Here is an 18,477-nt window from a genome sequence, read left to right as displayed (position 1 = left end):
TGGGCATGACGACGAAAGAACAGACCTCGGTGCTGATCACCGGAGGCAACAAGGGACTCGGTTTGGAAGCGGCCCGGCGGCTCGGGGAGCGGGGCTGGACGATCTTCCTCGGCTCACGAGACGTCGGCCGGGGCCAGGAGGCCGCCGGCAAGCTGGCTGCCGGAGGCGCGAACGTGGTCATGGTCCCGCTGGACGTGACCTCGGACGAGTCGGTGGCCGACGCCGTCCGGCGGGTTCGGGAGCACACCGACCGGCTGGACGTGCTGATCAACAACGCCGGCGCACCGGGAAACGTGGTCCCACCCGCGGACGCGACGGCCGAGGAGCTTCATTCCGTCTACGACACCAACGTGTACGGGCCGGTCAGGGTGACGAACGCGTTCCTGCCGCTGCTGGCTGCGGCAGACCATCCACGGGTGGTGATGGTGTCCAGCGGTGGCGGTTCCTTCGCGGTGATGGCCGACCCGGCGCAACCGGTCACCAAGATGCACGAGCTCGCCTACAGCTCGTCGAAGGCGGCGCTGAACATGATCACCGTCCGGTATGCCCAGGCGCTCCCGAACATCAAGTTCAACGCCGTCACCCCCGGCGAGGTCGCCAACCGCAAGTTCACTGCCACCGACATGAACCACCACACCGGCCAGCTGACGGTCACCGAGGGCACCGACCCGATCGTCAAGCTCGCGACGCTCGACGCCGACGGACCGACCGGGATCTTCATCGATCGCCTCGGCGTCGTCGGCTGGTAACCGCAAACTTCAGAAAGGGAACGACATGAGCAAGGTTTGGTTCGTAACCGGTTCGTCGCGCGGCCTCGGTCGCAACTTCGTCGAAGCCGCCCTGTCCCGTGGCGACAAGGTCGCCGCGGCCGCCCGGAACACTGCAAGCCTCGACGACCTGGTCGCTGCCCATGGCGACGCGGTGCTCCCGCTCGCGATGGACGTGACCGACAAGGCCGCCGTCTTCGAGAGCGTGCGGCGCGCCCGGGAGTACTTCGGCCGTCTCGACGTCATCGTGAACAACGCCGGCTACGCCCAGGTCGGCGCGATCGAGGAGCTGACCGAGCAGGAACTGCGTGACCAGCTGGAAACCAACGTGTTCGGCGCGGTGTGGGTGATCCAGGCCGCGCTGCCCTACCTGCGGGCGCAGGGTTCGGGGCACATCATCCAGCTGTCCTCGGCGGCCGGGCTCATCGCCATGCCGCTCGGTGGCGCGTACCACGCCTCCAAGTGGGCCCTCGAAGGTCTGAACGAAGCCCTCGCGGGCGAGGTCGCCGAGTTCGGCGTCAAGGTGACCGTCATCGAGCCAGGCGGCTTTGCCACCAGGAAGGGCAACAACCCGGATCCCCTCAACAACGGCCACATGGCCAAGCTCAACCCGGTCTACGACGGTCTACGCCAACGCCTCGGCGCGCTCGCCGGAAAGCAACCCGCCGGCGACCCGGCGGCCGCGGCCCAAGCACTCCTCAAAATCGTCGACACCGACACCCCACCCCTGCGAATCCTCTTCGGCCAGGGCTTCTACCCCATGATCCAACAGGCCTACACCGACCGCCTCAAAACCTGGGCCGACTGGCAGCCTCTTTCAGCAGAAGCCCAGGGCAACCTCGACCAAGCCGATCGCTGACAACAGCAACCACAACCCCGCAGTACAAGCAAAGAGCAACCACAGCCCCGCACGTGCGCGCCGGCATCAACCACAACCCCGCGCGTACGCGCCGGCATCAACCACAGCGATGGGGGGTCCGGGGGGCGAAGCCCCTCCGGGTGGGGTGTGGGGGCTTCGCCCCCACAAAACACCGCGAGCGATCTAGATCCGCGCTCTCCGCGGATATAGATCGCCCGATCGATCGCGCGCCCCCGGCAGGATTCGAACCTGCGCACCCGCCTCCGGAGGGCGGTGCTCTATCCCCTGAGCTACGGGGGCTCAGGAACGAGCAGAACAGTAGCAGGAAATCCGGCCAGGGCTCGCACCGGGGGAGACCCTGATCGGTCCCTGGGTCTTCCGCGCGGCGGGATCTGGCCGGGGTACTGGGTCGTCATAGTGGTCGTAAGTCCCAGTACCGAAAGGAAAACGAACTCATGGCTAGCTCTTTGGTCCGTCCGTCCAGTGGTCGCTGGATCGGTGGTGTCTGCGCCGGCCTGGCCCGTCGCTTCGGGATGTCGCCGAACACCGTCCGGCTGATCTTCGTGCTCAGCTGCCTGTTGCCCGGCCCGCAGTTCATCGCCTACATCGTGCTCTGGGTGCTGATGCCGTCCGAGCGGTGACGTGAAACCCTGCTCCGCATGAGAGTGGGTGTGCTGCTGGTCGCCGTCGCGGTGAGCCTGGTGCCGGTGCTGAGCGGTTGCCAGGTCGGTCCCGCGCCGGCCGGACCGGCGGAGCTGCGGACCGGCCCGCCGCCGTGGGACGCGCCGCGCGATGCGGTCTCGTACATCGACAAGGCGGGCTTCGAACGGTTGCCGCTGGACTTCCAGGGTCCGGCGCCGTTCACGGTGACGCTCACGGTCGCGGTGGACGGCAAGCCGGTGCAGGTCCCGGCCGGGATCGGCGTCGACCGGGTCCGGGCCGAGCAGGCGGCGATCCACACGCACGGCACGGACGGCCTGATCTACGTCGAGGCGAAGACCAAAGAGGAGCGCCCGACCCTGAACCAGTTCTTCACCCTCTGGGGCATCCAGTACGACGCCCGCTGCCTGGCCGACGCCTGCACCTCCCTGACCGTCCGCGTCAACGGCCAACCGGCCCCCTGGGACACCAAACTCCCCCGCGAAAGCACCATCGAGGTCGAAGCCAAACACTGAAGTCAATGACGTCAGTGCTAGCATTGACGTCGACGGAGGTGGTTCCGGATGGCAGTGATTACCGTTCGCAACCTGGATGACGAGGTGAAGCAGCGTCTGCGCGTCCGGGCCGCGCGCAACGGCCACTCGATGGAGGCGGAGGCGCGGGCGATCATCGTCGCCGCCGTGGCTGAAGAGGATGAGCCGAAGAACATCCTGATGAGACTGCGCGAGAGCGCTGCCGAACTCGGTGGAGTCGAGCTGGACATTCCGCCGCGGGACGGCACGATGCGGGTGGTGGATTTCGGCGAATGATCGTCGTGTTCGACACCAACGTCGCCTCTGAGTTGATGAAGCCGAAGCCGGACGAAGCCGTCACCCGCTGGTACGAGGCGTGCCGCCCGAACGGGCTGCACACAACGGCCATCACGGTGGCCGAGATCCGGCACGGCATCGAGCGGCTACCGGACGGGCAGCGCAAGGCGCGCTTGTCGGAAAGGGTCGGTGAGGTGTTCCTGGATTGCGTGGACGCCATCTTGCCGTTCGACGCCTACGCCGCGGCTCTCTATGCCGAGGTGGCGGTCGGCCGGGAGCGCCTCGGTCGGCCGATCGGCTCGTCCGACGCGAAGATCGCGGCGATCTGCCGACTGGTGGATGCCACCCTTGCGACGCGGAACACGAAGGATTTCGCCGACACCGGCGTCACTCTGGTGAATCCCTGGGAGTAGGGCGTACCGGGCTGTGGATACTGAGTCAAGGGTTTGGGGGGTTGGCCATTAGGCTGGGCCGGTGACTCCGGAACAGCTCGCTGAAAAGATTCTGTTGGCCCTGACCGCGCTCGTCGATGACGGGACGTTGACGGTCGAGGGTGGCCTGCCGGGCGAGCTCAAGGTGGAGCGACCCAAGAACCCCGAGCACGGCGACTACGCGACCAACGTCGCGATGCAGCTCGGCAAGCGCTCCAGCCTCGGCAACCCGCGCAAGCTGGCCGAGTTGCTGGCGGCCAAGTTGCAGGACGACGACGCCATCACGGCCGTCGAGATCGCAGGGCCGGGGTTCATCAACATCCGGGTCGCCGCCGATGCCCAGGGCAAGATTGCCGCGGCGATCCTGGAAGCGGGTCCGGCGTACGGGTCGAGTGACACGCTCAAGGGTCAGCCGATCAACCTGGAGTTCATCTCCGCCAACCCGACCGGCCCGCTGCATCTCGGGCACACCCGCTGGGCCGCCGTAGGCGACGCGCTGGCCCGGGTGCTGACCGCCGCGGGCGCCAAGGTGACGCGCGAGTTCTACGTGAACGACCGGGGCGCCCAGATGGACAAGTTCGGCGCCTCGCTGCAGGCCGCCGCGCACGGCGTACCGGTGCCGGAGGACGGCTACCACGGTGAGTACATCAACGAGCTCGCCGCCCGGATCGTCGCCGAGGTGCCGGGCATCAAGGAGCTGCCGGAGGACCAGCAGCTGGTCGCGTTCCGGGAGGCCGGCTACGACCGGCAGCTGAAGGAACAGCAGAGTCAGCTCGAGCAGTTCCGGACCAAGTTCGAGGTGTGGATGTCGGAGCGCAGCCTGCACGAGCAGGACGGCGTCGGCCACGCGATCGAGAAGCTCCGCGAGCAGGGCCACCTGTACGAGGCCGACGACGCGCTCTGGATGCGCACGACCGACTTCACCGACGACAAGGACCGGGTGCTGATCCGGACCAACGGCGAGCCGACGTACTTCGCTTCCGACGCCGCGTACTACGTGAACAAGCGTGAGCGCGGTTTCGAGGTCTGCATCTACCTGCTCGGCGCCGACCACCACGGCTACGTGAACCGGCTGAAGGCGATCGCGGCCTGCGCCGGCGACGACCCCGAGCACAACATCGAGATCCTGATCGGCCAGCTCGTCAAGATCCTCAAGAACGGCGAGGAGATGAAGCTGTCCAAGCGGGCCGGCACCATCGTCACGCTGGCCGAGCTGGTCGAGGAGAGCGGCGTCGACCCGCTGCGGTACACGCTGTGCCGCTACCCGGTCGACTCGCCGCTGACGCTGGACATCGAGGAGATGACCCGTCAGGTCAGCGAGAACCCGGTGTACTACGTGCAGTACGCGCACGCCCGGCTCGCCTCGATCCTGCGCAACGCCGACGAGCTCGGGATCAAGCTGGACGAGTTCGACCCAGGCCTGCTCAGTCATGAGAAGGAGGGCGACCTGCTCCGGGCGCTGGCCGAGTTCCCGCGGGTCGTCGCCACCGCGGCCGAGCTGCGCGAGCCGCACCGGGTCGCGCGCTACCTGGAGGACACCGCCTCGTCCTTCCACAAGTTCTACGACAGCTGCCGGGTGCTCCCGCGCGGCGACGAGGAGGTGGAGCCGGTGCACAAGGCTCGCCTGACCCTGGTCGGTGCGACCAGGACGGTTCTCGCCAACGGGCTCGACCTGCTCGGCGTCTCCGCCCCGGAGCGGATGTGAGGGCGCACGAGGCGGGCACGCTGCACGCCGACATCGGCCACCGGGCACCGCCGTGGCTGCGGGCGCCGCGTGACCCCAACGACCTGGTCCCGGCGCTGTGGTCGAACACGGCCAAGAAGAACGCCGAAGGCGCCCTCGAGGTCGGCGGCGTCGACCTGCGCGACCTGGTCGCCGAGCACGGCAGCCCGGCGTACGTGCTGGACGAGGACGACTTCCGGGCCCGCGCCCGGGCGTTCAAGCTCGGGTTCAAGGACTTCGACGTGTACTACGCGGGCAAGGCCTTCCTCTGTACGACGGTCGTCCGCTGGGTGATGGAGGAGGGGCTGAACCTCGACATCTGCAGCGGTGGCGAGCTGGCCACCGCGTTGCGGGCCGGCGCCGACCCGAAGCGGCTCGGGTTCCACGGCAACAACAAGTCCGAGCAGGAGCTGGCCCGCGCGCTGGACGCCGGGATCGGCCGGATCATCGTCGACTCCCAGCACGAGATCTCCCGGCTGATCGAGCTGGCCCGCGAGCGCAACGTGGTCGCGCCGGTGATGATCCGGGTCACCGCGGGCGTCGAGGCGCACACCCACGAGTACATCGCGACCGCGCACGAGGACCAGAAGTTCGGCTTCTCGATCACCTCGGGAGCGGCGTACGAGGCCGTTGCCCGGGTCAACGAAGCAGCCGAGCTGGAGCTGCTCGGGCTGCACTCGCACATCGGCTCGCAGATCTTCGACTCGTCCGGGTTCGAGGTGGCCGCCAAGCGCGTGATCGCCTTGCACGCAAGGGTTTCCGAGGAGCTCGGCGTGGACATGCCGGAGCTCGACCTGGGTGGCGGTTTCGGCATCGCCTACACCACCCAGGACGACCCGTCCGACCCCGCGCAGCTCGCCACCGAGATGGGCAAGATCGTCGAGCACGAGTGCCGGGCGTTCGGCGTCGAGGTGCCCAAGGTGTCGATCGAGCCCGGCCGCGCGATCGTCGGCCCGGCCGTCTGCACGGTCTACACGGTCGGCACGGTCAAGGAGGTCGAGCTCGACGCCGGCGCGCAGCGGACGTACGTCTCCGTCGACGGCGGGATGAGCGACAACATCCGCACCGCGCTGTACGACGCGGACTACTCCTGCACGCTGGCCAACCGGTATTCCGATGCCGAGCCGACGCTGTCCCGTGTGGTCGGCAAGCACTGCGAGGCGGGCGACATCCTGGTCCGGGACGAGTTCATCCCGGCCGATGTCACGCCGGGCGACCTGGTCGCCGTACCGGGGACGGGTGCGTACTGCCGCTCGATGGCGAGCAACTACAACCACGTACCGCGGCCACCGGTGATCGCGGTCAAGGACGGGCAGACCCGCGTCGTGGTCCGTCGCGAGACCGAGGACGACATGCTGGCACTGGACATGGGGGCCGAATGACCGAGAACTCAGAACCCCTCAAGGAGAAGCCGCTGAGCGTGGCGGCGGGGCAGCGGCCGTTGAAGGTGGCGCTGCTCGGTTGCGGTGTCGTCGGGACCGAGGTGGTCCGCATCCTCACCGAGCGGGCCGACGACCTCGCCGCCCGCGTCGGCGCCCCGCTGGAGATCGCGGGCATCGCCGTACGCCGGGCCGGCCGCGCGCGCGACATCGCCGTCGACCCCGCTCTCGTCACCACCGACGCCCAGGCGCTCGTCTCGCGGGGCGATCTCGACCTGGTGATCGAGGTGATCGGCGGTATCGAGCCCGCCCGCAGCCTGATCCTGACCGCGCTCGAGCACGGTGCCTCCGTCATCACGGCCAACAAGGCCCTGCTCGCCGAGGACGGCCCGACGCTGTTCGCCGCCGCCGAGAAGTACGAGCGCGACCTGTACTTCGAGGCCGCCGTGGCCGGTGCGATCCCGATCCTGCGGCCGCTGCGCGAGTCGCTGGCCGGTGACGACGTCACCAAGGTGATGGGCATCGTCAACGGCACCACCAACTACATCCTCGACAAGATGGACTCCACCGGCGCCGGCTTCGACGAGGCGCTCGAGGAGGCCCAGGCCCTCGGGTACGCCGAGGCCGACCCGACCGCCGACATCGAGGGTTTCGACGCGGCCGCCAAGGCCGCCCTGCTGGCGAGTTTGGCCTTCCACACCAGGGTTTCCATCGCGGACGTGCATCGGGAGGGCATCACCGAGGTGTCCGCGACCGACATCGCGTCGGCCCGCGAGATGGGCTGTGTGGTGAAGTTCCTGGCCATCTGCGAGTTGGACGAGGCGAGCGACTCGGTCGGTGCCCGGGTGTATCCGGCGATGATCCCGCTGAGCCATCCGCTGGCCTCGGTCCGGGATGCGTACAACGCTGTTTTCGTGGAATCCAAAGCGGCCGGCCAGCTGATGTTCTATGGTCGTGGTGCCGGCGGGGCCCCGACGGCCAGTGCTGTCCTCGGGGATCTGGTCTCCGCCGCGCGCAACCGGCTCAAGGGTGTGCCGGGGGTCGGCGAGTCGTCGTACACCCAGCGGGCCGCACGGCCGATGGGTGCCACCCGCACTCGCTATCACGTGTCGCTGGACGTGGCCGACAAGGCCGGTGTGCTGTCGGCGGTGGCCCAGGCGTTCGCTGAGCACGACGTGTCGATCCAGACCGTCCGCCAGGAAGGCCGGGGCGGGGACGCGCAACTCGTGGTCGTCACCCACACCGCCACCGACGCCGCACTGTCCGCGACCGTGGAAGCCCTGCGCGACATGGACATCGTGCGAGAAGTCAGCAGTGTGATGCGGGTAGAAGGCGAGTAGGACATGGCTCAGCAGCGGCCCCACCAATGGCGAGGCGTGATCGAGGAATACCGCGACCGGTTGCCGGTTTCGGCGGACACTCCGGTGGTCACGCTCGGCGAAGGCGGCACGCCGCTGGTGGCCGCGCAGTGGCTGAGCGAACAGACCAACTGCGAGGTCTGGCTCAAGGTCGAGGGCAACAACCCGACCGGCTCCTTCAAGGACCGCGGCATGACGGTGGCGATCTCGCTGGCCGCGCAGGCCGGTGACAAGGCGGTCGTCTGCGCCTCGACCGGGAACACCTCGGCCTCCGCAGCGGCGTACGCCGTCCGCGCGGGGTTGCTGCCGCTGGTACTGATCCCGGCCGGGCGGATCGCGAAGGGCAAGCTGGCCCAGGCGATCGTGCACGGCGCGAAGCTGGTCTCGATCGACGGTGGCTTCGACGACTGCCTGCGGATCGTGCGTGAACTGGGCAAGCACTACCCGGTCGCGCTGGTGAACTCGGTCAACCCGGTCCGGCTGGAAGGCCAGAAGACCGCGGCGTTCGAGGTGTGTGACGCGCTCGGCGACGCCCCAGACCTGCATGTGCTGCCGGTCGGCAACGCGGGCAACATCGCGGCGTACTGGAAGGGCTACCTGGAGTACAAGAAGGACAAGGTCTCCTCGAGGACCCCGCAGATGTGGGGTTTCCAGGCCGAGGGCGCGGCGCCGATCGTGACCGGCCGGATCGTCGAGCAGCCGGACACCGCCGCGACCGCGATCCGGGTCGGCAACCCGGCGTCCTGGACCCTGGCCGAGGCCGCGCGGGACGAGTCCGGTGGCCGGATCGAGGCGGTCAGTGACCATCAGATCCTCACCGCCCAGCGCGATCTCGCCGCCCGCGAAGGCGTTTTCGTCGAGCCCGGTTCGGCCGCGGGTGTCGCCGGGTTGCTGGCCACCAAGGCCGCCGGCCGGCTCGATGCGGGATCGACCGTGGTGATCACCGTCACGGGGCACGGACTCAAGGACATCGACACCGCACTGTCGTTCGCGACCGTCGAGGAGTCGCCGGTGACACCGGCCGACACCGACGCGGTCGCGCGCGTCGCCGGGCTGGTCTGAGTTGGCGGCGAGCGGTGGACCGGTTCGCGTCCGCGTCCCGGCCACCAGCGCGAACCTGGGCCCCGGCTTCGACGCGTTCGGCCTGGCCCTGACCCGGTACGACGAACTCACGGTGATCCCCGGCGGTTCCGGGGTGACCGTCGAGGTGACCGGCCCCGGCGAGGGCGAGGTGCCACTGGACGAGTCGCATCTGGTGGTCCGCTCGATCCGCGCCGGACTCGAATCGCTCGGTGCGTCCGTGCCCGGTTTCACCCTGCGCTGCGACAACCGGATTCCGCACGGTCGCGGGCTCGGTTCGTCGTCGGCCGCGATCGTCGGCGGCATCGCAGCGGCGTACGGGCTGACCGGTACGCCGCTCGATCGGGATGCCGTGCTGGCTTTGGCGAACGAGATCGAGGGTCATCCCGACAACGTGGCCGCGAGCGCGTTGGGTGGCTTCACGATCGCGTGGACCGAGGGTGAGACCGGCCGGGCGATCCGGTTGGAGCCGGTGGCCGGACTGTCGGTCGTCGCGTATGTGCCGACGACGCAGGTGCTGACAAAAGAGGCTCGGGGGTTGCTGCCAGACGTCGTACCGCATGGGGAAGCGGCGGCGAATGCGGGACGGGCCGCGTTGCTCGTCGCCGCACTGACCGCGCGGCCGGAGTTGCTGATGGTTGCGACCGAGGACCGGTTGCACCAGGAGTACCGCGAGCCCGCGATGCCGGAGAGTCTTGCCCTCGTTCACAAGCTCCGAGGTGCTGGACTACCGGCTGTGGTGAGTGGTGCCGGACCGACGGTGCTGGTGCTGGGCGGCCCACCCGAAGGACCAGACGGGATCGACGAAGAGAACCTGTCGGAAATGCCCGTGACCTCGCAGGATTCGGAGCCGGGCCGGTTGCCCGAAGCGCCGGACGGTTGGCGCCGGTACGAGCTCGGCATTGATCCACTGGGCGTACAGGTCTGGCCGGCGGATGCCGAGCAACTGCTCGCCGAGGGCGGGAATGAACGATCCCGGACACGCGTTGAACCCCTCGAGGCAGCAGACTGACCCTGAGTGGTGCTAGTCTCGACTCACCCGATCCCCTCCAGGTGATCGGCGAACTCTCGCCGCATCGGGCTTTGCTCCCGGCACCCAGGTGTACGTGGCGATCTCCCAGTGAAGGACTTGCGCCGCCTGCGCCGGAGATTTCCGGGGGACCCAGATTCAGCGAGAGCCGCCTCTCTATACCCGCGTCGCCGTTTCGTCGGTCGCGGGCGATGATTCCGGGCGATTTGTCTTCTCAAGACATCGTCCATCCGTGTGGGAAGGACCTCACGTGACAGAAACTGTTGAAGCCTCCAGCGGAGCCGGCACCTCGCCGGCCCCCGGCACCGACGCGACGGCTACCGCCGGCACGCGGCGCCGCAAGGCCGGAGGCGGCCTCGAAGGCATGCTGCTCCCCGAGCTCAAGCAGCTCGCCGGGACGCTCGGCATCAAGGGCACCGGCGCACTGCGCAAGGGCCAGCTGATCGAGGCGATCAAGGCTGCCCAGTCGGGTGGCGGCTCGTCGGGCGGTTCCCGCTCGCGTTCGAGCCAGCCGACCCTGGACGAGGCGGCCGCGGAGCCGGTGGCCGTCAAGGCCAAGGCTCCCGCTCAGGAAGCCCCGCAGCGGGCCGGCAGCCGGCGTACCCGCGCCGCCGCCGGTCAGAGCAGCGCGGAGACGGCCGAGCAGAACAGCCCCGTGACCAAGGTGGCCGAGCCGGCTCCGGTCGCGGCGCAGAACGGTACTGCGACGGTCGAGGCCGTGCAGGCGCCGGAGAAGGCCGAGAGCGCGCCGGCCGAGCAGACGTCCGACCGCGGTGAGAACCGTGGCGACCGCGAGGGCAACCGCGACCGCGGCCGGAGCCGCGACAACCAGCGCGAGACCCAGGTCGCCCGCGATGGGCAGCAGGGGCGTGAGTCGCAGCAGAGCCGGGACGGTCAGCAGAGCCGCGATGGTCAGCAGGGCCGCGATGGTCAGCAGGGCCGCGGCGAGAGCCAGCGCGACGGCAACCGGGACGGTAACCGCGACGGTCAGCAGAACCGTGACGGCCAGAACCGCGATGGTCAGAATCGTGACGGCCAGGGCCGCGACGGCCAGAACCGTGACGGTCAGAGCCGTGACGGCCAGGGCCGTGATGGTCAGCGCACCGATCGTGACGGTGGGCGTGACAACCGTGACCAGCGCGACCGCCAGACCCAGAGCGACCGGGGCGAGGAGGGCGAGGGCCGTCGTCGTCGCCGCCGGGGCCGCGACCGCGACCGGGCCGGTGGCAGCGACCGGGGTGGCCGGGACACGGGTGTGCGTGACAACCAGCGCAACCGCGGCCGCAACGACCGCTTCGAGCCGGAGCCGACGATCAGCGAGGACGACGTACTGGTCCCCGCCGCCGGCATCCTCGACGTGCTCGACAACTACGCCTTCGTCCGGACCAGCGGCTACCTGCCGGGCCCGAACGACGTGTACGTCGCGCTGTCGATGGTGAAGCGCTACGGCCTGCGCAAGGGTGACGCGATCACCGGCGCGGTGAAGCAGCCGTCGGACGGCGAGCGCAAGGAGAAGTTCAACCCGCTGGTCCGGATCGACACCGTCAACGGCTCGGACCCCGAGGTCGCCAAGCAGCGTCAGGACTTCAACAAGCTGACCCCGCTGTACGCGACCGAGCGGCTCCGGCTGGAGACCGAACCGGGCATCCTCACCACCCGGATCGCGGACATCGTCAGCCCGATCGGCAAGGGCCAGCGCGGCCTGATCGTCTCGCCGCCCAAGGCCGGCAAGACGATGGTGCTGCAGGCGCTGGCGAACGCGATCACCACGAACAACCCCGAAGTACACCTGATGGTCGTGCTGGTGGACGAGCGGCCCGAAGAGGTCACCGACATGCAGCGCACGGTCAAGGGTGAGGTCATCGCCTCGACCTTCGACCGGCCGGCCGACGACCACACCACGGTCGCGGAGCTGGCGATCGAGCGGGCCAAGCGGCTGGTCGAGCTGGGTCACGACGTGGTCGTGCTGCTCGACTCGATCACCCGGCTGGGCCGGGCGTACAACATCGCGGCACCGGCCAGCGGCCGGATCCTGTCCGGTGGTGTCGACTCGTCGGCGCTGTACCCGCCGAAGCGGTTCTTCGGCGCGGCCCGCAACATCGAGGACGGCGGTTCGCTGACCATCCTGGCGACGGCGCTGATCGAGACCGGCTCCAAGATGGACGAGGTCATCTTCGAGGAGTTCAAGGGCACCGGCAACATGGAGCTGCGGCTGCGCCGCGAGTTCGCCGACCGCCGGATCTTCCCGGCCATCGACGTGGTCGCCTCCAGCACCCGCCGCGAGGAACTGCTGATGAGCAAGGACGAGACAGCAGTCGTCTGGAAGCTCCGCCGCGTCCTGTCCGCCCTGGACGGCCAAGCCGCCCTGGAACTCCTGATCGGCAAGCTCAAGGAGAGCAAGTCGAACATCGAGTTCCTCCTCCAGGTCAACAAAACCACCCCCTCAACCGGCAACGGCCGAACCACCGACGACGGCAACTGACGGCAACATTTGCCACAGCCGACGGTTACTGCTTCTCACAAGGTGAGAGGTAGTAACCGTCAGCTACGTGGGCTGCTGGTGCGAAAAATTGGTTCGTTGCCGGGGTGCATGGCACAATTACCTGTTGGTTCCGGTTCACGTTCGCACCTGGCGGGCGACCCGGGGCGTCTTACTCGAGGAGATTCATGAAGAGCGACATCCACCCGAACTACGTGGCGACCAAGGTGACCTGTGCCTGCGGCGCGTCGTTCGACACGTACTCGACCGCGGAGAACGGCGTCATCCACTCCGACGTGTGCTCGCAGTGCCACCCGTTCTACACCGGTAAGCAGAAGATTCTCGACACCGGTGGCCGCGTAGCCCGCTTCGAGAAGCGCTACGCCAAGAAGTAGCTGTCTTCCGGCGCCGGTCCACGGATCCCTCAGGGGATCCGGGACCGGCGCCGTTGCGTTGTCCAGACTGGCCACAGGGAAGGAGTGCGGGCATGTTCGAAGCGGTACAGACGCTGAAGGCGGAGTACGCCGAGCTGGAGCGGCGGATGTCGGATCCCGAGCTGCACTCCGACCAGGCTGTCGCACGTCAGGTCGGCAAGCGGTACGCCGCGCTGGCGCCCGTGGTTCGCACGTACGACGAGTGGCTGCAGACCGCCGATGACATCGAGGCGGCCCGCGAGCTCGCGCACGAGGACGCGTCGTTCGCCGAGGAGGCGACCAAGCTCGAGCACCGGCGCGACGAACTGGCCGAGAAGCTGCAGGTGCTGCTCGTCCCGCGCGACCCGAGTGACGACAAGGACGCGATCCTCGAGATCAAGGCGGGGGAGGGCGGCGACGAGTCGGCGCTGTTCGCCGGCGACCTGCTCAAGATGTACCTCAAGTACGCCGAGTCGCAGAACTGGAAGACCGAGGTGCTCGACTCGGCCGAGTCCGACCTCGGTGGCTACAAGTCGATCACTGTCGCGGTGAAGGCGAAAGGCACGCCCGAGCCCGGCGAAGCTCCGTACGCGAAGCTGAAGTTCGAAGGTGGCGTGCACCGGGTGCAGCGGGTGCCGGTGACCGAGTCGCAGGGCCGGATCCACACCAGCGCGGCCGGTGTCCTGGTGCTGCCCGAGGCGGAGGACGTGGACGTCGAGATCGACCAGAACGATCTGCGCATCGACGTGTTCCGCTCGTCCGGTCCGGGTGGCCAGAGCGTCAACACGACCGACTCTGCGGTCCGGATCACTCACCTCCCGACCGGCATCGTCGTCTCGATGCAGAACGAGAAGTCCCAGCTGCAGAACCGGGAACAGGCGATGCGCATACTGCGGTCCCGGCTGCTCGCCGCGGCCCAGGAGGCGGCTGACCAGGAGGCGTCCGACGCCCGCCGGTCGCAGATCCGCACGGTCGACCGTTCCGAGCGCGTCCGCACCTACAACTTCCCGGAGAACCGCTTCTCCGACCACCGGGTCGGCTACAAGGCGCACAACCTCGACCAGGTGCTCAACGGTGAGCTCGCCCCGGTGATCCAGGCACTGACCGAGGCGGACCTCACCGCGCGTCTAGAGGCCGTCGAGTCCCAGTGAGCGTCCGCACTCTCCTTGCCGAGGCCACAGCCCAGCTGGCCGAGGCCGGCGTCGCCTCACCCGACTACGACGCCGCCGAGCTCCTTGCGCATGTCACTGGCGTCCGCCGGATGCAGCTCGGCCTGGTGAAGCCCACAGCTGACCAGGAGGCGCAGTACGCCGCCCTGCTCGCCCGCCGCGCGCGGCGCGAACCACTGCAACACCTGACCGGTACTGCGGCCTTCCGCTACCGCGACCTGGCTGTCGGGCCTGGTGTGTTCGTGCCTAGGCCTGAGACCGAAGTACTGGTCGGCTGGATCCTCGACAAGATCGCTGACGTCGAGAATCCGCTAGTGGTCGACCTCTGCAGCGGCTCCGGCGCTATAGCCGGTGCAGTCGCCACTGAGCGACCCGACAGCACTGTGCATGCCGTGGAGCTGTCAGCCGAGGCCTGTGCCTGGGCCCGCCAGAACCTGGCCGGTACCGGAGCCACACTCCACGAGGGCGACATCGACGGCTGCCTGCCCGAGTTGGACGGTCAGGTCGACGCGGTGATCTCCAACCCGCCGTACATCCCTTTGACTGCTTGGGAATCTGTCACTGCCGAGGTGCGCGACCATGACCCCGCCCTGGCGCTCTGGTCAGGCGACGACGGCCTCGACGAGATCAAGGTCGTCGCCGCCACAGCCGGCCGCCTACTGAAGCCCGGCGGCTGGTTCGGCTGCGAACACGCCGACGTCCAGGGCGAGTCGGCCCCCGCAGTATTCGCCGCCACCGGCCTCTTCACCGAGGTCCGCGACCAACTAGACCTCGCGGGCCGGCATCGTTTCGCCACCGGCCGGCGAGTCTGAGCTTTCCGCTCAGGCTTTTGCGACGTACTCGTCGATCTCGGCCAGTAGGGCGGTTTTGGTGGTGTCGTCGGCGAAGGAGACTTCGACGGCGGTGCGGGCGAGGTTGGCTGCGCCCTGGTTGTCTAGGTTGAGCAGGTCAGCGGCGACGGCGTACTCCGTGACCAGGTCGGTGCCGAACATGGGTGGGTCGTCGGAGTTGATCGTGACGACCAGGCCGGCTTCGACCATGCCGCGCAGCGGGTGTTCGTCGTACGACGCGACGACGCGGGTGGCGAGGTTCGAGGTGGGGCTCACCTCGAGTGGGATCCGGTGCTCGCCCAGGTAGTCGACCAGGGCTGGGTCCTGCAGCGCGGACGTGCCGTGGCCGATCCGCTCGGCCTTCAGGACCCGCAGGGCGTCCCAGATGGTCTCCGGGCCGGTGGTCTCGCCCGCGTGCGGCACGCTGTGCAGCCCGGCGGCGCGGGCGGCGTCGAAGTACGGGGCGAACTGCGGCCGCGGTACGCCGATCTCCGGGCCGCCGAGGCCGAAGCCGACCAGGCCGTCGGGGCGGATCTCGGTGGCGACCCGCAGCGTCTCCGCCGCGGCCTCCAGACCGGCCTCGCCGGGGATGTCGAAGATCCAGCGCAGGCCGATGCCGAACTCCTTCTCGGCCGCCGCCCGGGCGTCCTCGATCGCCTCGCAGAACGCCTCCGCGGCGATCCCGCGGATGATCGACGTGTACGGCGTGACGGTGAGCTCGGCGTACCGGATGTTCTGGCCGGCCATCTCGCGGGCGACCTCGTAGGTGAGCAGCCGGACGTCGTCCGGGGTGGTGATCAGATCGACCACGGACAGGTAGATCTCGACGAACTTGGCGAAGTCGGTGAACTGGAAGTACTCCGCGAGCGCCGCGGCGTCGGCCGGGACGGGCGAGCCGGGGTGCCGGGCGGCGAGCTCGGCGACGATCCGCGGCGAGGCGGATCCGACGTGGTGGACATGCAGCTCGGCCTTCGGCAGGCCGGCGAGGAAGTCGCGGGTCACAGTCATGGCCTGGGATCTTATGCACGCTTGGTGGTGGGTGGCTGGGAAGCTGACAATCGTTTGTCAGGAGGGCGCTCGGCGAACCCGGCTGGAGGTGGCGCGGCTGCGAGTGGCACGATGCACTCCGTGAGCGAGCGCTTTGACTTCACCGGTGATGAGCTGGCACCGGCGTACCGCGCGGCCGTCGACGCCATCGAGGCGGGCGACCTGGTGGTATTGCCGACCGACACGGTCTACGGCATCGCCGCGGACGCCTTCAAGGCCGATGCCGTGCAACGGCTGCTGGACGCGAAGGGCCGCGGGCGCGACATGCCGCCACCGGTGCTGATCTCGGTGGTCGAGTCGCTGGAGGCGCTGGCGACCGACATACCGGAGGCCGGCCGCAAGCTGTGCGAGGCGTTCTGGCCTGGGCCGTTGACGGTGATCTGCCACGCGCAGGGCTCTCTGATGTGGGATCTGGGGGACACCCAGGGCACGGTCGCGTTGCGCGTACCGGATCACGAGAACACCCGCGAGCTGCTGTCCCGCACCGGACCGCTCGCCGTCAGCTCCGCCAACCTGAGCGGCCAGCCGGCCGCCCTCGACGTGTACGACGCCGAGGCGCAGCTGCTCGACACGGTAGCCGTCTACCTGGACGGCGGCGCGGTCACCGGCGGGCAGCCCTCCACCATCGTCGACCTCACCGGCGACGTCCCGCACGTGGTCCGGATCGGCGCCCTCAGCATCCAGCAGATCCGCGAGATCGTCCCCGAAACCACCACCGACCTCGAACCGGACGAAGAACCGGCCGACGAGAAGCCGGCGGACGAGAAGGTCCAGGACGAGCCAACCGAAATTGCACCTGAGGCGTCCAACGAACAGACGACGGACGACAAGCCCGCCGACGACAAGCCGGTGGACGACAAGCCCGCCGACGACAAGCCGGTGGACGTCGAGCCCGCCGAGGACAAGCCGGTGGACGACAAGCCCGCCGACGTAGCCAAGCCCGTTGACGAGAAGGCACCTGATGTGAGGCCTGCGGACCAAGGCCATGACTCCTGATTCCACGCCTACTGCGCGGCACTCGGCACGGCACCTCGCCGCACGAGTGCAAAGGGCAAGATGCTCCGCATCTAACCCTTCGCCCCCGCACGCCGAGCTACCGCGCCGAGCACCTGCTCGCTACGGCGTGGAACCAGGAGACATGACCTGTGCGTGAGTATCTGCTGGTCCTGTTCGTGGCGATGGCCACGACCTTTCTGCTGACCGGTGTGGCCCGGCAGGTTGCTCTGCGGTACGGCGCGGTGGCCCGGGTGCGGACCCGGGACGTGCACAAGGTCCCGATCCCGTACTTCGGTGGCATCTCCATCCTGGCCGGCCTGATCGCCGGTTTCGCGGTCGCCTCCAGCCTGCCGTTCCTCGGCGACAGCCTGCAGGTCGCCCACGACGCCCGGGCCATCCTGGTCGGCGGCGTGGTGATCTGCGCGGTCGGCGTCATCGACGACCTGTACGAGCTCGACGCGATCACCAAACTGGCCGGCCAGGTCCTCGCCGTCGGCGTGATGGTTGTCCAAGGCATCCAGTTGTACTGGCTCCCGTTGCCCGGCGGCATCTTCTCCCCGCCGCCCGCGCAGCTGGCCGTCCTGACCGCCGGTATCCTGCTCGTCTCCACCAACGCGGTGAACTTCGTCGACGGCCTGGACGGTCTCGCCGCCGGCGTCACCGCGATCGGGGCCGGCGCCTTCTTCACCTACTCGTACCTGCTGAACGTCGAGCAGAACCTCGACCGCGCCACCACCTCGACCCTCATCACGGTCGCGCTGGCCGGCGCCTGTCTCGGTTTCCTGCCGCACAACTTCTTTCCAGCAAGGGTGTTCATGGGCGACTCCGGCGCCCTGCTGATCGGGTTGATGCTGGCCGCGTCGACGATCAGCCTGACCGGCCAGGTGGACCCGAACGCGGTCCCGTACGAGGTCGGCGGCTCCAGCCTGCTGCCCGCCCTGCTCCCGCTGATCCTGCCGATCGCGGTCCTGGCGATCCCGGCGCTCGACCTGACGATGGCCTACGTACGCCGTACCAAGGCCGGCCGCTCGCCGTTCGCTGCCGACAAGCTCCATCTCCATCACCGCCTCATGCAACGCGGCCACTCCCACCGCCGAGCGGTCCTGCTGATGTACCTGTGGACCTTCCTGATCGCCTTCGGTGTGGTGGTCCTCGGCCTGCAACTCAAGTGGTGGACGGCCCTGCTGGTCCTGGCCGTCGCGGTGACCGCGATCCTGCTCACCACCGGCCTGCCCCGGCGTCGCAACGGGACCCTGTCGAAGGTCTGACCGGGACCAGACCAGTGGGCGTCGTGGCCTACCGATAGGGTGTTCGTGTACAGCGGCAGGGACGCTGGGTTTGCTGTCTATTTTGCTAACGCGGAAGACTTTGTGCTAGTTTTCACAAGCACCAGCAATTCACAGCTTCACCCCTGACCCCGCCCACCCGACGACCGAGGGCAACAATC

The 18,477-nt window shown here is 68.6% G+C and carries 18 protein-coding genes and 1 tRNA gene; 17 read left to right on the top strand and 2 right to left on the bottom strand.

Features of this window, described 5'->3' with window-relative positions; genetic code table 11:
- Positions 1 to 5 precede the first annotated feature (5 nt).
- Both AB0F51_RS33400 and AB0F51_RS33395 read left to right on the top strand, forming a co-directional pair.
- Positions 6 to 749: an SDR family NAD(P)-dependent oxidoreductase gene (locus AB0F51_RS33400; RefSeq protein WP_360286319.1), complete on the top strand. Its 744-nt coding sequence runs from the start codon at positions 6 to 8 to the stop codon at positions 747 to 749.
- A gap of 25 nt (positions 750 to 774) precedes the next feature.
- The gene (locus tag AB0F51_RS33395; RefSeq protein ID WP_360286317.1) at positions 775 to 1,626 is read left to right on the top strand and encodes an SDR family NAD(P)-dependent oxidoreductase; all 852 of its coding nucleotides are present in this window, start codon (positions 775 to 777) and stop codon (positions 1,624 to 1,626) included.
- Between the two features lie 228 nt (positions 1,627 to 1,854).
- On the opposite strand, the gene AB0F51_RS33390 is transcribed toward AB0F51_RS33395, so the two are convergent.
- A tRNA-Arg gene (locus AB0F51_RS33390) sits at positions 1,855 to 1,926 on the bottom strand.
- Between the two features lie 155 nt (positions 1,927 to 2,081).
- Here AB0F51_RS33390 and AB0F51_RS33385 point away from each other — a divergent pair.
- From AB0F51_RS33385 to prmC, 13 genes are all read left to right on the top strand, one after another.
- Positions 2,082 to 2,267, top strand: coding sequence for a PspC domain-containing protein (locus AB0F51_RS33385; protein WP_360286314.1), 186 nt, complete (start codon positions 2,082 to 2,084; stop codon positions 2,265 to 2,267).
- An 18-nt stretch (positions 2,268 to 2,285) separates the two neighbouring features.
- Positions 2,286 to 2,801: a hypothetical protein gene (locus AB0F51_RS33380; protein ID WP_360286311.1), complete on the top strand. Its 516-nt coding sequence runs from the start codon at positions 2,286 to 2,288 to the stop codon at positions 2,799 to 2,801.
- A gap of 48 nt (positions 2,802 to 2,849) precedes the next feature.
- On the top strand, positions 2,850 to 3,095 hold the full coding sequence (locus AB0F51_RS33375) for a plasmid stabilization protein (RefSeq protein ID WP_360286309.1): 246 nt from the start codon (positions 2,850 to 2,852) through the stop codon (positions 3,093 to 3,095).
- The gene (locus tag AB0F51_RS33370) at positions 3,092 to 3,508 is read left to right on the top strand and encodes a type II toxin-antitoxin system VapC family toxin (RefSeq protein ID WP_360286306.1); all 417 of its coding nucleotides are present in this window, start codon (positions 3,092 to 3,094) and stop codon (positions 3,506 to 3,508) included. The genes AB0F51_RS33375 and AB0F51_RS33370 overlap by 4 nt, the downstream gene beginning before the upstream one ends.
- A gap of 61 nt (positions 3,509 to 3,569) precedes the next feature.
- A complete protein-coding gene (argS, locus tag AB0F51_RS33365; protein WP_360286303.1) occupies positions 3,570 to 5,231 on the top strand; it encodes an arginine--tRNA ligase in 1,662 nt (553 codons plus the stop codon).
- Positions 5,228 to 6,631, top strand: coding sequence for a diaminopimelate decarboxylase (gene lysA, locus AB0F51_RS33360; protein WP_360286300.1), 1,404 nt, complete (start codon positions 5,228 to 5,230; stop codon positions 6,629 to 6,631). The genes argS and lysA overlap by 4 nt, the downstream gene beginning before the upstream one ends.
- Positions 6,628 to 7,968 (top strand): homoserine dehydrogenase, encoded by a 1,341-nt coding sequence (locus tag AB0F51_RS33355; RefSeq protein ID WP_360286297.1) that lies wholly within the window; start codon positions 6,628 to 6,630, stop codon positions 7,966 to 7,968. Before lysA ends, AB0F51_RS33355 begins: the two co-directional genes overlap by 4 nt.
- Positions 7,969 to 7,971: 3 nt before the next feature.
- Positions 7,972 to 9,048: a threonine synthase gene (thrC, locus tag AB0F51_RS33350; protein ID WP_360286295.1), complete on the top strand. Its 1,077-nt coding sequence runs from the start codon at positions 7,972 to 7,974 to the stop codon at positions 9,046 to 9,048.
- A 1-nt stretch (position 9,049) separates the two neighbouring features.
- A complete protein-coding gene (gene thrB, locus AB0F51_RS33345) occupies positions 9,050 to 10,078 on the top strand; it encodes a homoserine kinase (RefSeq protein ID WP_360286293.1) in 1,029 nt (342 codons plus the stop codon).
- Positions 10,079 to 10,346: 268 nt separating this feature from the next.
- Positions 10,347 to 12,578, top strand: coding sequence for a transcription termination factor Rho (gene rho, locus AB0F51_RS33340; RefSeq protein ID WP_360286291.1), 2,232 nt, complete (start codon positions 10,347 to 10,349; stop codon positions 12,576 to 12,578).
- A 185-nt stretch (positions 12,579 to 12,763) separates the two neighbouring features.
- Positions 12,764 to 12,970: a 50S ribosomal protein L31 gene (gene rpmE, locus AB0F51_RS33335; protein WP_020386473.1), complete on the top strand. Its 207-nt coding sequence runs from the start codon at positions 12,764 to 12,766 to the stop codon at positions 12,968 to 12,970.
- A gap of 92 nt (positions 12,971 to 13,062) precedes the next feature.
- Positions 13,063 to 14,139: a peptide chain release factor 1 gene (gene prfA, locus AB0F51_RS33330; RefSeq protein WP_360286289.1), complete on the top strand. Its 1,077-nt coding sequence runs from the start codon at positions 13,063 to 13,065 to the stop codon at positions 14,137 to 14,139.
- Complete coding sequence (prmC, locus tag AB0F51_RS33325; RefSeq protein WP_360286286.1) at positions 14,136 to 14,969, top strand: peptide chain release factor N(5)-glutamine methyltransferase; 834 nt, start codon at positions 14,136 to 14,138, stop codon at positions 14,967 to 14,969. Before prfA ends, prmC begins: the two co-directional genes overlap by 4 nt.
- Before the next feature lie 9 nt (positions 14,970 to 14,978).
- Here the strand turns inward: prmC and AB0F51_RS33320 are convergent, their stop codons facing one another.
- Positions 14,979 to 15,995, bottom strand: coding sequence for an adenosine deaminase (locus AB0F51_RS33320; protein ID WP_360286283.1), 1,017 nt, complete (start codon positions 15,993 to 15,995; stop codon positions 14,979 to 14,981).
- A 111-nt stretch (positions 15,996 to 16,106) separates the two neighbouring features.
- On the opposite strand from AB0F51_RS33320, the gene AB0F51_RS33315 reads away from it, so the two are divergent.
- Both AB0F51_RS33315 and AB0F51_RS33310 read left to right on the top strand, forming a co-directional pair.
- Positions 16,107 to 17,030 (top strand): L-threonylcarbamoyladenylate synthase, encoded by a 924-nt coding sequence (locus tag AB0F51_RS33315; protein WP_360286280.1) that lies wholly within the window; start codon positions 16,107 to 16,109, stop codon positions 17,028 to 17,030.
- 149 nt (positions 17,031 to 17,179) lie between these two features.
- A complete protein-coding gene (locus tag AB0F51_RS33310) occupies positions 17,180 to 18,298 on the top strand; it encodes an MraY family glycosyltransferase (protein WP_360286278.1) in 1,119 nt (372 codons plus the stop codon).
- The last annotated feature ends 179 nt before the right edge of the window (positions 18,299 to 18,477 follow it).

This window comes from Kribbella sp. NPDC023855, from assembly GCF_040639475.1.
Taxonomy (GTDB): Bacteria; Actinomycetota; Actinomycetes; order Propionibacteriales; family Kribbellaceae; genus Kribbella.
This window is presented reverse-complemented; position numbering and strand designations above follow the sequence as displayed.

Excerpts from the sequence above, each read along its gene's own strand:
- AB0F51_RS33400 (WP_360286319.1), top strand. The coding sequence starts at position 6 with ATGACGACGAAAGAACAGACCTCGGTGCTGATCACCGGAGGCAACAAG.
- AB0F51_RS33395 (WP_360286317.1), top strand. The coding sequence starts at position 775 with ATGAGCAAGGTTTGGTTCGTAACCGGTTCGTCGCGCGGCCTCGGTCGC.
- AB0F51_RS33385 (WP_360286314.1), top strand. The coding sequence starts at position 2,082 with ATGGCTAGCTCTTTGGTCCGTCCGTCCAGTGGTCGCTGGATCGGTGGT.
- AB0F51_RS33380 (WP_360286311.1), top strand. The coding sequence starts at position 2,286 with ATGAGAGTGGGTGTGCTGCTGGTCGCCGTCGCGGTGAGCCTGGTGCCG.
- AB0F51_RS33375 (WP_360286309.1), top strand. The coding sequence starts at position 2,850 with ATGGCAGTGATTACCGTTCGCAACCTGGATGACGAGGTGAAGCAGCGT.
- AB0F51_RS33370 (WP_360286306.1), top strand. The coding sequence starts at position 3,092 with ATGATCGTCGTGTTCGACACCAACGTCGCCTCTGAGTTGATGAAGCCG.
- AB0F51_RS33355 (WP_360286297.1), top strand. The coding sequence starts at position 6,628 with ATGACCGAGAACTCAGAACCCCTCAAGGAGAAGCCGCTGAGCGTGGCG.
- thrC (WP_360286295.1), top strand. The coding sequence starts at position 7,972 with ATGGCTCAGCAGCGGCCCCACCAATGGCGAGGCGTGATCGAGGAATAC.
- rpmE (WP_020386473.1), top strand. The coding sequence starts at position 12,764 with ATGAAGAGCGACATCCACCCGAACTACGTGGCGACCAAGGTGACCTGT.
- prfA (WP_360286289.1), top strand. The coding sequence starts at position 13,063 with ATGTTCGAAGCGGTACAGACGCTGAAGGCGGAGTACGCCGAGCTGGAG.
- AB0F51_RS33320 (WP_360286283.1), bottom strand. The coding sequence starts at position 15,995 with ATGACTGTGACCCGCGACTTCCTCGCCGGCCTGCCGAAGGCCGAGCTG.
- AB0F51_RS33315 (WP_360286280.1), top strand. The coding sequence starts at position 16,107 with ATGCACTCCGTGAGCGAGCGCTTTGACTTCACCGGTGATGAGCTGGCA.